The 14,124-nt window shown below is 73.4% G+C and carries 7 protein-coding genes and 1 tRNA gene; all 8 read left to right on the top strand.

What is annotated here, in order from left to right; genetic code table 11:
• The first annotated feature begins 281 nt into the window (after nucleotides 1-281).
• The gene (tmk, locus tag OG520_RS22515) at nucleotides 282-3,437 is read left to right on the top strand and encodes a dTMP kinase (protein ID WP_406014378.1); all 3,156 of its coding nucleotides are present in this window, start codon (nucleotides 282-284) and stop codon (nucleotides 3,435-3,437) included.
• 194 nt (nucleotides 3,438-3,631) lie between these two features.
• Complete coding sequence (locus tag OG520_RS22520) at nucleotides 3,632-4,837, top strand: DNA polymerase III subunit delta' (protein WP_399329387.1); 1,206 nt, start codon at nucleotides 3,632-3,634, stop codon at nucleotides 4,835-4,837.
• Nucleotides 4,838-4,974: 137 nt separating this feature from the next.
• Nucleotides 4,975-6,519: an alpha/beta hydrolase gene (locus OG520_RS22525; protein ID WP_406014379.1), complete on the top strand. Its 1,545-nt coding sequence runs from the start codon at nucleotides 4,975-4,977 to the stop codon at nucleotides 6,517-6,519.
• 118 nt (nucleotides 6,520-6,637) lie between these two features.
• Nucleotides 6,638-6,714 (top strand) — tRNA-Thr (locus OG520_RS22530).
• A 366-nt stretch (nucleotides 6,715-7,080) separates the two neighbouring features.
• Complete coding sequence (locus tag OG520_RS22535) at nucleotides 7,081-8,067, top strand: hypothetical protein (RefSeq protein WP_406014380.1); 987 nt, start codon at nucleotides 7,081-7,083, stop codon at nucleotides 8,065-8,067.
• A 57-nt stretch (nucleotides 8,068-8,124) separates the two neighbouring features.
• Nucleotides 8,125-9,972, top strand: a complete 1,848-nt coding sequence (locus OG520_RS22540) for an HSP90 family protein (RefSeq protein WP_406014381.1) — start codon at nucleotides 8,125-8,127, stop codon at nucleotides 9,970-9,972.
• Nucleotides 9,973-9,974: 2 nt separating this feature from the next.
• Nucleotides 9,975-12,899 carry a hypothetical protein gene (locus OG520_RS22545; protein ID WP_406014382.1) on the top strand — a complete coding sequence of 975 codons (2,925 nt, stop codon included), beginning with the start codon at nucleotides 9,975-9,977 and terminating at the stop codon, nucleotides 12,897-12,899.
• A 280-nt stretch (nucleotides 12,900-13,179) separates the two neighbouring features.
• Nucleotides 13,180-14,118, top strand: a complete 939-nt coding sequence (locus OG520_RS22550; RefSeq protein ID WP_406014383.1) for a hypothetical protein — start codon at nucleotides 13,180-13,182, stop codon at nucleotides 14,116-14,118.
• Nucleotides 14,119-14,124 lie beyond the last annotated feature (6 nt).

Raw genomic sequence — 14,124 nt, forward strand, 5'->3', positions numbered from 1 at the left:
CCGGCGGGCCGGGGTATGCGGGGGAGGGCCGGGGCGTGCTGGGGAGGTGGACCGGTGTGGTGGTGGGCCCTGCGGCGGGCCTGTTCCCCCACCCGCCCCTCCCGTGACCGGGGCTCCGCCCCGGACCCCGCTCCTCAAGCGCCGGAGGGGCCGGCTGTTCCACCGGAGGGGCTGGAAATGCCGGGGACGCCGGGTGGGGCCGGAAGGGCCGGAACGGCTCCGGCGCCCGTATGTTCGGACGGGGCCTCCGGGGACCCCATCGCTCCGGATAGGCTGGGCGGATGACGCGAGCCGAGCAGCCAACGGTCGTGAGCCCCACCTCCGACACACTTGCCGCAGACTCACGCGAGCGCGCCGTACGAGCCCTGTTGCGTGTTCCCCCGCTGAAGCGGTTGTGGAGCGCGCAGCTCGTCGGCAGTACCGGCGATGCACTCGCCCTTCTCGTGCTGGTGCTGATGTCGCTGCAAGCGGCGGTCCTCGAGGGCTCATTCGGAGCCGGGTACCGAGGGGCGGCCTTTGCCGTCGCCGCGGTGTTCGGTGCCCGGATCCTTGCCACCCTGCTCTTCGGAGCCGTACTCCTCGGGCCGCTGACGACGCTCACCGCGCCCGGCGGACCGCTGGACCGGCGGTGGCTGATGATCGGGACGGACGGGCTGCGGCTCGCGCTGCTGGTCGTCGCACCGCTGTGGATCGACTGGATGCCCGACAAGGCACTCATGATGATCCTCATCACCGTCTTCGTCGTCGGCGCGGCCGAACGCCTGTGGACGGTCGCCAAGGACGGCGCCGCCCCCGCGCTGCTGCCGGCCCCGCCCCCCGAGGGCGCCGCGGTACGCCCGCTGCCCGACCACCTCGACGCACTGCGCCGGCTCTCCATCCGTACCGACTTCGCCGCGATCCCGGCCGCGGCGGTCGTCCTGCTGATCGCCACCCTCGTCGGCAACCTGCTGGGCTCGGGCCTGGAGTGGTTCTCGATCCACCAGGCGGCCCTCGGCTCGTACGTCGCGGCCGGACTCTTCTCGGCGTCGATCTCCACCCTGTACTTCCTGGAACTGCCCGGTACGCAGACCCCCCGCCCGCGCTCGCCGCTGGAGGGCCTGCGGCGGCCGTCGACCGACAGCGGACCCGACCGGGGCCGCACCGGGGCCGTCCCGCTGATCGTCGGCGCCTCGGCCGCGGTCGCCGGGGCCATCGCCGCAGCCGCCGCGGCCTCGGTGCTGCACGCCGCCGACCTGGGCGGCGGACCCGCCACCTTCGCGCTGCTGATCCTCGCCCTGACCGGTGGCACGGGCGTCGGCATCCGGACCGCGGAGAAGGTGCTGCCCACCCTGTCGCGGCGCCGACTGCTCGCCCTGGCCACCGCCGTCACCGGCATCGCGCTGCTCGCCATGGGTCTCGTGCCGGACACGGCGACCGTGCTGATGATCGCGGTGCTCGCCGGATACGCCGCGGGCGTCGCCGCCCACACCGGTCATCTCCTGGTCGACCAGGAGACCGAGGAGTTCCGCCGGGCCAGGACCACCGAGCACCTCCAGGCCGTCGTACGGGTCCTCATCGCGCTCGGCGCGCTCGCGGGCCCGCTGCTGGCCGCCGCGATCGGCGCCCACCGGCTGGTCTCGGGCGACTTCGTCTTCGAGCACGGTGGAGCGGCCTTCGCCCTGATGCTGATCGGCGCCCTGCTGCTGCCGGTCGCCGTGATCGTCCTCGCCAAGACGGACGACCGCTCCGGAGTGCCGCTGCGCCGCGATCTGCGTGAGGCGCTGCGCGGTGGCGACCCGGCCGTCGCCCCCGCCGCGACCGGTTTCTTCATCGCCCTGGAGGGTGGCGACGGTGCGGGCAAGTCCACCCAGGTCGAGGCGCTCGCCGAGTGGATCCGTGCCAAGGGCCACGAGGTCGTCGTCACCCGCGAGCCGGGCGCGACGCCGGTCGGCAAGCGGCTGCGCTCGATCCTGCTCGACGTCTCGTCGGCCGGCCTGTCCAACCGGGCCGAGGCGCTGCTGTACGCCGCCGACCGCGCCGAGCACGTCGACTCGGTCGTCCGCCCGGCGCTGGAGCGCGGTGCGATCGTCATCTCCGACCGCTACATCGACTCGTCCGTCGCCTACCAGGGCGCGGGCCGCGACCTCTCCCCGACCGAGATCGCCCGGATCTCGCGCTGGGCGACGAGCGGGCTCGTACCGCATCTGACGGTGCTGCTGGACGTCGATCCGGAGACCGCGCGGGAACGGTTCACCGAGGCCCCCGACCGGCTGGAGTCCGAGCCGCCGGAGTTCCACGCCCGGGTGCGGTCCGGCTTCCTGACGCTGGCCGCGGCCGACCCGACCCGCTACCTGGTCGTGGACGCGGGCCAGGACCCGGAGTCGATCACCACGGTCGTACGTCACCGGCTCGACCAGCTCCTTCCGCTCTCCGAGGCCGAGATCAAGGCCCAGGAGGAGGCGCGCAAGGCCGCCGAGGAGGAGGCCAGGCGCAAGGCCGAGGAAGAGGCGGCCCGCAAGGCCGAGGAGGAGCGGCTGGAGCGCGAGCGGCAGGAACAGCTCGCCAAGCTCCGTGCCGAGGAGGAGGAGCGCAAGGCCCGCGAGCTGGAGGAAGCACGCCGGCGCGAGGCCGAACGCCAGGCGGAGGAGGCCCGTCGGCGGGCCGAGGAAGCCCGCCGGGTGGCCGAGGAGGAGCGGGTCCGGCGCGAGGCCGAGGAAGCGGCCCGTGAGGCCGAGCAGGCCAGGCTGCGCAGGCAGGCCGAGGAGGAGGCGCGGCTGCGCAGGGAGGCCGAGGCCCTGCGGCTGGAGAAGCAGCGCAAGGCCGAAGAGGCGCTGTTGCGGGCCGAGGAGGCCCGCAGGCGGGCGGAGGCCGAGGCCGCCGCCGCGGCGGAGAAGGCCCGTGCGGAGGCCGCCGCCGCCGCGTCCGTACCGGAGAACGAGATCACGGTGCCGACGCCGATCGTCGACCCGAACGACGTGACGCAGCAGGTGCCCGCGCCGGACAGTTCGCCCACGTCCTCCGACGAGGCCGAGACGGCGATGATCCCCAAGATCCAGGACCGGCCGGAACGGCCCGGTGCGGCGGACGAGACGGCGGTCCTTCCGCCGGTGCGGGACGTCCGGGGTGTCCGGGACGTGCGTGAGACGAATCCGGCGGACCGGATTCCGCGGGGCATCTTCCGCGACGAGCGCCCGTCGGGCTCCGTGCCGGAGAGCGAGAACGAGCGCACCCGTGAGCTTCCGCAGATCGACGATCCGCACGCGGGTGCCTCGCGGCCGGTCCGGGACCACCGGGAAGGCCAGGAGCGCCCCGCCCGCCGTCCTCGTCCCGACTGGGCCGAGGAGACCCCGCTGGACGATCTGCCGACGCTGGCGGACGAGCTGCTGGGCGATCACCGCGACCAGCACGACGACGGGGACTCGGGCCGCTCGGGCCGAGGACGTCGTCCGCGTCGCTGATCCGTGACGGCTGCCGGGCCGGGACCGCCCGCCCGGCAGCCGCCGGACCGCCTTGTTGCCGGGATTGTCAGACCCGTCCCCCACAATGGGTGTCGGATCGGGGAAGCCGGATCGACAAGCAGCGACATCAGAGCTGCGTGGCGGCACCGCACGACGGCCGCGCAGCGCGCACACCACCGGAAGGGCGGTGACCCATGACCGTATGGGACGACCTGGTCGGCCAGGACCGGGTGCAGGAGCAGCTCGGCGCCGCCGCCCGGGACGCCGATGCGCTGGTCACCGCCCACTCCGCGGGGGAGTCGGTGCCGCCGGGGTCGAAGATGACCCATGCCTGGCTGTTCACGGGACCGCCGGGCTCCGGCCGCTCCACCGCCGCCCGTGCCTTCGCCGCCGCCCTCCAGTGCACCAGCCCCGACCGCGCCCTGGGCGGCGCACCCGGCTGCGGCTTCTGCGACGGCTGCCACACCAGCCTCATCGGCACACACGCCGACGTGGAAGTGGTCCGGACCGATCTGCTCTCCATCGGTGTGAAGGAGACCCGCGAGCTGGTCCGCCGCGCCCAGCTCTCCCCGGCCGTCGGCCGCTGGCAGGTCATCGTCCTGGAGGACGCCGACCGGCTCACCGAGGGCGCGGGGAACGTACTGCTGAAGGCGGTCGAGGAGCCCGCGCCCCGGACGGTGTGGCTGCTCTGCGCGCCCTCCCTCGAAGACGTGCTGCCCACCATCCGCTCCCGATGCCGCCACCTCACGCTGCGCACGCCCCCGGTCGACGCGGTCGCCGACGTCCTGATCAGGCGGGACGGCATCGACCCGGAGCGGGCCGCGTCCGCCGCCCGAGCCACTCAGGGCCACATCGGCAGGGCCCGCCGCCTCGCGACCGACGAGCGGGCCCGATCGCGCCGCGCCGCCGTGCTCAAACTCCCGTTGCGGGTCGAGGACATCGGGGGCTGCCTCAAGGCTGCCCAGGAGTTGATCGACACCGCCACCGATGACGCCAAGCAGGTCTCCGAGGAGGTCGACGTCAAGGAGACGGAAGAGATGAAGGCCGCGCTCGGCGCCGTCGCCGGGGGACGGCTGCCGCGCGGCACCGCAGGGGTGATGAAGGAGCTGGAGGACAGGCAGAAGCGCCGCAAGACGCGTACGCAGCGCGACAGCCTCGATCTCGCGCTCACCGACCTGACCGGCTTCTACCGTGACGTGCTGGCCATCCAGCTGGGCTCGCGGATCGCCATCGCCAACGGGGACGTCCAGGACGCACTCGACCGCATCGCCCGCTCCTCCACGCCCGAGCGCACCCTGCGCCGGATAGAGGCGGTGACCGCCTGCCGCCGGGCGCTGGACCGCAATGTCGCGCCGCTGCTCGCGGTGGAGGCGATGACGATGGCGCTGCGAGCGGGCTGACACCACCCGTTCCCGGCCGGCCATCCGCACCCGCTTATCCGCTCCCGGCCCGTTCACGATCGCTCATTCATGATCGCTCATTCACCCGTACGAGGAGCGAATCGGGCGAACCGTCACCCGGCCACTACGCTCCGGGGATGGACACCAGGCGCTCGCTCCGCATTCTCGCCACCGCGCTCGGCACGGCCGGCCTTCTCATCTCCGGCTGCACCAGCGGCAGTTCGACGAGCAGCTCGCCGTCCGCATCATCCGCTTCGCCGGCGCCGTCCGTCCCCGCAGAGCTCACGTCGTACTACGCGCAGCAACTGAAGTGGCGGGACTGCGGCGTCGAGGGGTTCCAGTGCACAACGATGAAGGCACCACTGGACTACAAGAAACCGGACAGCGGCGAGATCGAACTGGCCGTCTCCCGCAAGAAGGCCACCGGCCCCGGAAAGCGGATCGGCTCCCTCCTGGTGAACCCGGGCGGCCCCGGCGGGTCGGCCATCGAGTACCTCCAGGGCTACGCGGCCCTCGGCTACCCGGCCCAGGTCCGGGCCCGCTACGACATGGTCGCCGTCGACCCGCGCGGAGTGGCCCGCAGCGAGCCCGTCGAATGCCTGACCGGTCCGCAGATGGACACCTACACCCAGGTCGACCAGACCCCGGACGACGCCGGCGAGGTCACCGAGCTGAGCGGCGCGTTCAAGCAGTTCGCGGGCGGCTGCGAGAAGCGCTCCGGCGAGATCCTGCCCCATGTCTCCACCGTCGAGACCGCCCGCGACATGGACATCCTGCGATCCCTGCTCGGCGACGAGAAGCTGCACTACGTCGGGGCGTCGTACGGCACCTACCTCGGTGCGACGTACGCCGGACTCTTCCCCGCCCGGGTCGGCCGGCTGGTCCTCGACGGCGCGATGGACCCGTCGCTCGACGCCGTCGACCTGAACCGCGAGCAGACCGCGGGCTTCGAGACCGCGTTCCAGGCCTTCGCCGCCGACTGCGTGAAGAAGAAGGACTGCCCGCTCGGCACCACCTCGACCGCCGATGCCGCCACCCGGCTGAAGCGGCTCTTCACCGACCTCGACGCCCGGCCGATCGCCACCGGTGACTCCCGCAGGCTCACCGAATCCCTGGGCACCACGGGGGTCATCGCCGCCATGTACGACGAGTCGGCCTGGCCGCAGCTCCGCGAGGCCCTCGCCGCCGCCCAGAAGGGCGACGGTTCCGGCCTGCTCTCCCTGTCGGACAGCTACTACGAACGCAGGCCGAACGGCACGTACGCCAACCTCATGTTCGCCAACGCCGCCGTGAACTGTCTGGACCAGCCGCCCGCCTTCGCCGACGCCAAGGCCGTCACCCGGGCCGTTCCCGCCTTCGAGAAGGCGTCCCCGGTCTTCGGCAGGGCCTTCGCCTGGTCCGCCCTGAACTGTGCCTACTGGCCGGTCCCGGCCACCGGTACCCCCCACCGCATCGAGGCGAAGGGCGCAGCCCCGACCGTCGTGGTCGGCACGACTCGCGACCCGGCCACCCCGTACAAGTGGGCCCGGTCCCTGGCCGGTCAGCTCTCCTCCGGCACCCTCCTCACCTACCGGGGCGACGGCCACACGGCGTACGGCCGCGGCAGCGACTGCATCGACACGGCGATCAACACCTACCTCCTGGAAGGCACCCCGCCGGCCAAGGGCAAGATGTGCTCCTGACCACCCCGCCTCGCCGCTGACCTGCGGAAACGGCCCGAAACGAGGCTGGTGCGGAGCACCCCCGGAAACTGTGTAGACTTGGCGACGCTGCTGATCGCACCATAGTGCGACAGGGCGTGCCGCCTTAGCTCAGTTGGCCAGAGCAACGCACTCGTAATGCGTAGGTCTCGGGTTCGAATCCCGAAGGCGGCTCCAAGGAACCCCAGGACTCACTCGCCGTGACCTGGGGTTCTTTGTTGTGGTGACCTTGGGCTCCGGGGCAATCGGACACGCGTGACGCGTGATCCGCGCATCGCCATGCGCAGGTCCGGAATCGATCGGCGGTCGACGTTTTCATTCACAGGGCTGTGGTGTCGTCCGCGGTCCACTCGTTCTCGGTCCGCTCGTCCGCGGTCCACTCGTCCACGGGACCGAGTCGCCAGGGCTCGCGGCAACTCGGGCGTGGGCGGGAATTCGGGTGGCCGGAATCGTGAAGCACCCGTGAATACCCTGTGGAAGTGATGTCGGTGGGCCCGCTTATGCTGCACCCGACGATCACCCGGGACCAGGGGAGGGCGCGGCATGTTCGGCAAGCTGTTCGGCAGGGGCGAGGAGAGACCGGCGGCGGATCCGCACGCCCTTCCCGTCCCGCGCAGGCGGAAGAACGGGATGTACACGCTGCGCGCGCTCGGGGACGCGCGGGTGCTCGCGCTGGTGGAGGCGGCCGACGCGGGCGACTGGGAGGCGGTCAAGGCGGCGCTGGTCCCCTTCGACCTCGGTCGCGACCACCAAGTCCTCGGTGAACTGGCCGGCTTGGACGGTGTGCAGGACTGGATCGGCCGCGCCGCCGAGGAGGACGAGGAGCACCGGGCGACGGCCCTGCTGATATCCGGAACGCGCCACGTCAGCTGGGGCTGGGAGGCGCGCACCGCCGAGCGTGCCGCGAACGTCACGCAGGAGCAGTGGCGGGTCTTCCACGAGCGGCTCCGGATCGCCGAGGAGCAGCTGTTGGAGGCCGCCGAGCTGCGGCCGGAATGGGTCACGCCGTGGCGCCACCTCCTCGCCTCCGGCCGTGGCATGTCGCTGGGCCCCACTGTCAACGAGACCCGGCTCGACGCCGCCCTGCGCCGCGAACCGCTGGACCTGGATACCCACATCGAATGGCTGTCGCAGTTGCAGCCCCGTTGGGGCGGCGAGCCGGGGCAGTCCCTGGCGTTCGCCCGCGACGCGTTCGTCCGTGCCCCGCAGGGGCACCGGATCGGCTGCGTGATCGCCATGGCGCACATCGAGGAGTGGGTCGAGTCGGACCGTGCGAACTGCCTCAGAACCCCCGAGATCCAGGCCGAGTTGCGCAACGCGGCCGACCACAGCATCCTCCACCCCGCCTACGCGCGGCGACCGGGCTGGCAGCACGACTTCAACATGTTCGCCATGGCCCTGTCGCTGGCCGACGAGCGCCACACGGTCCGGCGCGTCTTCCAGGCGCTCGACGGCGCCTACACCAGCTGGCCCTGGGCCTATTTCGCGGAGCCCGAGAAGCAGTTCGCCCGCCGGCACCGCCGCGTCTGAGCCACGCCGGTCCCGGTCCCTCCAGCCACCCGTCGCCCCTCCCACTCCGGACTGCCGATGACTCTGCCCGACGCCGCAGCGACCCCGGCCGGCGCCGATCGCACCTTCCAGGTGGATCTGCGCGGCCTCGTCGATCTCCTCTCCCACCACCTCTACTCCAGCCCCCGCGTCTACCTGCGCGAACTCCTGCAGAACGCGGTGGACGCGCTGACCGCCCGGCACGGCCTCGAACCGGACGCCCCCGCCGACGCCTTCGGTATCCGCCTGTACGCCGACGGTGCGGTGGTACGCGTCGAGGACGACGGCGTCGGTCTCACCGAGGCCGACGTGCACACCTTCCTCGCCACGATCGGCCGCAGCAGCAAGCGCGCCGAACGGATCGCCGAGCAACGCGGCGACTTCATCGGTCAGTTCGGCATCGGCCTGCTCTCCTGCTTCCTGGTCGCGGACGAGATCCATGTCCTGAGCCGCTCCGCCCGCACCCCCGACGCACCCGCCGTGGAGTGGCGGGGGCGCGGCGACGGCAGTTACGCCGTCCGCACCCTGCCCGCATCCGCCCGCCCCCGGCCCGGTACCACCGTCACGCTGACGCCGCGCGCCGACACGGGCGAGTGGACCCGGCCGGCGCGGGTGCACGCGCTGGCCCGGCACTTCGGCTCCCTGCTGCGCCACCCGGTGACCTTCGACGACGGCACGGGTGGTCCGGGCGCATCCGTCAACCCCGAGCCCGCACCCTGGGCACGTACGCACCCCACCCCGGGAGCCCGTTCCCGTGCGCTGGCCGCGTACGGCGAGGAGGTCTTCGGGTTCACGCCGCTGGACACCATCGAGCTGGACCTGCCGGCCGTGGGCCTGAAGGGCATCGCGTGCGTGCTGCCCGAGGCGGTGCCGACCGGGCGCCGGCACGGCCATCGCGTGCACGTCAAGGGCATGCTGCTGTCCGAGCAGGCCGAGGAGATCCTGCCCGAGTGGGCGTTCTTCGTCCGCTGCGTCGTCGACGCCGAGAGCCTGCGCCCGACGGCGTCCCGCGAGTCCTTGTACGAGGACGACACGCTCGCCGCCGTTCGCGAGGCCCTCGCCGAGCGGCTGCGCGCGTGGATCGCCCGAGCCGCCGCCAGCGATCCGGACCTGCTCGCCCGCTTCCTCCAGGCCCATCACCTGGCCGTGAAGTCGCTGGCGGTGCACGACGACGAGATCCTGCGGATGCTGCTGCCCTGGCTGCCGTTCGAGACCACCGACGGGCACGCCACCCTCGACGAGTTCGCGCGCACCCACCGCACCGTGCTCGTGACGTCGAGCGTGGAGGAGTTCCGGCAGGTCGCGGCGATAGCCTCGGCCGCCGGGCTCGGCGTCGTCAACGGCGGCTACACATACGACCGTGAACTGGTCCACCGGCTCCCCGAGATCAGGCCCGAGGTCAGCGTCGCCGACCTCGACCCGGCGACCCTCACCGCCCATCTCGACCCCGTCGACCGGGAGACGGAACTGGCCGCCATGGCCTACCTCGCCCTGGCCCGTGATGCCCTCGCCGTCTTCGACTGCGACGTCGCGCTGCGAACCTTCCAGCCCGCCTCCGCTCCCGCCCTCCTCGTCGACAGCCGTGAGGCCCGGCACGAGCGCACCCGCTCCCAGCTCGCCCGTGAGCAGGAGGGCGGCCTGTGGGGCGACATCCTCGGCGCTCTGCGCCAGGAGGCCCCGCGCGCGCAGCTGATCCTCAACCAGCTCAACCCGCTGGTCCGCGCCGCCGTCGCCATCGACGAGCCCGAGCTGGCCCGTACCAGCGCCGAAGCCCTCTACGGGCAGGCCGCGATGCTGTCCCGGCGCCCGCTCAGGCCCTCCGAGTCGAGCCTCATCAACCGCTCCTTTCTCGACCTTCTCGCCCACGCCCTCCGCAAGGACAGCTGACGATGCCGACCGCACCCCAGACCACCGACGAGCTGTACCAGGCGCTCCAGGAGAACGACCGGCGTCCCTACGGCCGCCCCCGCACCGTCACCGCCGAGGAACTCGTCGACGCCGCCGAGCAGTTCGCGGAGCCCGCCCCGCTCGTCGACGCGCTCTTCGAACTCCACGAGGCGTACACCTACGGCTCCGAACCCCGGAAGTCGCCCGTCGTCTTCGCCCGCCTGCTCACCCTGTTCGACGAGCAGCCCGATGCCTTCGACGAGCGCCGGCGCCACACGCTGTTCTGGCGGTTCAAGTGGGTGGCCGGCGCCCTGTGCGAGCTGCCCGAGATACCGCTGGCCAGCCTGCGCCAGTGGCTGACGGAGATGCGCGACCGGTACGAGAAGGCCGGCCTGGGCCTCCAGCCCTACTACGGACAGGCGTTCCAGCTCGCCGTCCACGTCGGCGAGGACACCACCCTTGCCTACGAGCTGTGGGCGGGCCGCCCCCGGACCCGGCTGAGCGACTGCGAGGCCTGCGAGATCGGCGAGCTCGCCCTGCACCACCTCGCGGCGCGCGACGACGAGCGGGCGCTGGGCGCCTGGGAGCCCGTCCTGGCCGGGAAGGAGTCCTGCCAGGAGGAGCCGGCCCGCTCCGTCTCGCACGCGCTGCTGCCCCTGCTGCGCACCGGCCGCATCGACCGGGCCCGCGAGCTGCACCTCGCCGGCTACCGCGGCTGCCGCCGCAACCCCTCGATGTCCCGGGAGGTCGGCCGGCACCTGGAGTTCTGCGCGCTGACCGGCAACGAGGCACGCGGCCTGGAACTGCTCGCCGAGAACCGGAGCCTGTTCGACGAGGTGGACTCGCCGCTGGACCTGTTCGACTTCCTCACCGGCGTGGAGGTCCTCCTCCAGCGCGTCGACCACCTCGGCCACGGCGAACTGCCCGCCGCCGGATACGCGGGCCGCACCTGGACGGTGGCCGGACTGCGCGCCGAGGTGCGCGGTCGCGCCGACGACCTCGCCGCCCGCTTCGACGCCCGCAACGGAACCACGGCCCACACCGACCGCCGCAGGGCACGCCTCGACCGTGCCCCGCTCCTGGACGCGCTGGAACTGACCCTGCGCACCCGCGGCCTCGACGACGTGACCCCGGCCGCCCCGGTTGCCGCGCCCGTCGCCGTCCCGGAATCGCTTCCCGAACTCATCCGCCATGCACGGGAGTTGGACGAGCAGGGGCACCCGGGCGCACAGGCCTGCTGGGCGCAGCTGCGCACGCTCGTCGCCGCCCGCGACTACACCCACCCCGACGACCCGGCCGTGGGCCCGCTCGTGCAGCTGCGCGCGGATCTGCTGACCGACGAGGCGACCCGGGCGGGCGAGAAGGACGAGTTCGCTGATGCCGCCGCTCTCCACGAGGAGGCCGCGGGTCTGTACGACGACGCCGGAGTGCCGGGTGACGCGGCGATAGCCCGCGCCTGCGCCCTGTTCGCCGCCGCCGAGATCCCCGCGGAGGGCGAGGGTGCCGACGCGGCCGAGGCGAAGGCCGCCGCGCTGACCGCCGCCCACGCGTCCGTGGTCCGCCTGCACGAGGAGACGTCCGGCCTCGCCCCGTACCAGGAGGCCCGCCTGCTGCGGCTGCGGGCGACCGCGCTCGGCATGCGCCTGCAGACGTCGGGGAGCGAGAAGCACGTCGCGCCGGTCTTCGCCGAGGTGGACCTGCTGCACGCGTTCGCCACCCGGCACGACCTCGTCGGGCAGATCTCCGGCGCCCTGCTGCTGCGGGCCGGCACGTACGCCCTCTCCGGCGACCTGCCCGCCGCGGTCACCGGGATCGACGGCCTCCTCGGCCGGCTGAAGGAGCACGGCCCCGCCTGGCACCTGCCCCGTACGCTCGGACTGCGCGGCCGGATCCAGATCGGACTCCAGGACGCGCAGGCCGCGCACGCGGACCTGACCGAGTGCCTGCGACTGGCCGCCGACTGGCCGGCCGGCGTGGTCGACGCCGCCCGCCTCCACGGTGATCTGGCCGAGGCCTGCATGCACCTCGGCCGCCCCGACGAGGCGCTGCGGCACCTGACGCGCTCGGCGGAGCTCGACCTGCGCGGCGGCAGCCGGACGGACGCGTTCTGCACCTACAGCAACGCGGCCCAGCTCTGCCTCGACCTGGGCCGCGTCGAGGACTGCATCGCCCTGCTCGACTCCCTCCTGGCCGAACCGGACGTCGCCGCCGGAGAGCTGGACGACCGGCTCGTCGCTCAGCTGCGCCTGACCCGCGCCCGCGCGCTGCACGAGGGGGAGGACCTGAAGGCCGCCGCGGCGGAGTTCGTCGCCCTCGCGGCCGAGTCGGCCGGCTGGGACGACGACCCGGGGAGCCACGCCATGATCGCCGCGGAGACGGCCGTACTCCTCGGCGAGTCCGGCGAGTTCGACCGGGCCCGCGAGGTCGTGGACCAGGCACTCGCCGCCCATGCGCGGGCCCCGCGCTACGAGCAGCTCAGCAACTGCCTGCGCGAACTCGCCCGCCTCCAGGCCCAGCAGCAGGGCTCCGACGGCCTGGCCGACGCCCTTGCCCACCTCGCCACCGCCGGACGGATCGCCGACGAGGCCCGCGCCGCCGAGTACCAGGCCCGCGGTCGTTCCCTGGACACCGCCCTGGCCTACGAACACGGGCGGGTCAATGCCTACGCCGGTGAGTCCGATGCCGCCCTGGCCGCCCTGGAGAAGGCCCTCGCCCTGCTAGGCGAGCCGGGACCGGAGGAGGAGCACGCCGGTGAGTGGGCCGAGTGCGTCCGTCTCGCCGGTGCCGTGGAGGGCATCTACCTGGAACGTCCCGCCCCCGCCCTCAACCGGCTCGACGCGGCGGTCTCCCGCCTGACCGCCCTGGGCCACACCGAGGAGGCCGAGCCGCTGGCCTCCTTGGCGAACCGGCTGCGCGACGGGGAGTGACGCGGGGGCGCGGTGCTGGGGAATCCGTTCCGGTCCCGGCGGGCAACCGGCCGCCCCGACGTGCGGGCAGCTGCCGTCCGGGACCGTGACGGATGCCGCCCCGGGCGTGAAGTCGCCGTGACGTCCGGGTGGTTGAGCCGTCGCCGAGGCCGCCCGGCCGTTTGATCGCAAAGGCCGGAACAACCGGTCGGCGTGGACCCGGGGATGCGAAGATGTTCGGGCGGGGCAGCTCCACGTCGGCTCCGCCGAGTCGGCCCACCCGGGGAGGACGGAGATCGTCGTGAACGATGCCCGACGCGAGGGGCCGGACGCCGAATCCGCGCTCCTGGAGCTCGGCCGGGCCTTCCGCCGGGCCGTGGCGGCGCTGGAGCAGGTGGACGACGGCGCGGGCGGCGCCCACGCGCTCGGGGCGCTGTTCGCCCTGGACGACGCGCTGGAGGAGAGCCGCCCGCTCGCCGGACTGCTCCCCGGACTGCTCGCCGCGGCGGCGCCCGGGGACCGGGTGGCCGGCGACGCCGAGGACCTGGTGCGGCAGTTCGCCGAGCTGACCGTACGGGTCGCGGAGGAACGTGCCGCCCTGGAGAAACTGCGCGCCTCCGAAGAGGCGCTGCGCAACCGGCTCGCCGAACACGAGTCCCTGCGTCGCCAGGTCGACGAACTGCGCCACCAGGAGCAGCTGGTGCTCGCCCTGGACGCTCTCCAGGAGCAGCAGGAGGTCATCGCGGACCGGCTGGCCGCCCTGCGCGGCCGGGACACCGGGGTCGAGGAGGCGCTGCGTACCGGCGGCGACGATCTGGTACGCCTCTCCGAGGACCAGCTCGCCGTGCTGGCCCCGCGGACGCGACAGATCCTCGAACGGGCCGCTGCCGCGCAGGGCGAACTGGCCGCCGCGGAGCGCGAGCACAGCGAGGGGGCCGCCGAACTCGCCGCGTACGAAACGCGGTGGGCGCAGATCCAGGAGGCTCACGGCGCGCAGCTCGCCTCGCTGCGGAGGTACGCGGCAGCCGACCGGGATCTGGCACACGCGCTCGGTGAGCCCCAGGGCGCTCCCGGCGGCACCGCCACCCCGCAGCAGCACCTCTCGCTCGCCGACGTGGAGGCCGCGACCGTCGACATGGAGCGCCGCCTGCGCGCCGCCGACGAGGTGCTTCGCCGGGTGGTCGCCGAACGCGAGGCGCAGGACGTGCAGGGGCGGTTCCCGCTCCCCTGGTCGCGGTGATGTGAC

Origin of the sequence: Streptomyces sp. NBC_00984 (assembly GCF_045162475.1) — a bacterium.
Lineage (GTDB): Bacteria > Actinomycetota > Actinomycetes > Streptomycetales > Streptomycetaceae > Streptomyces.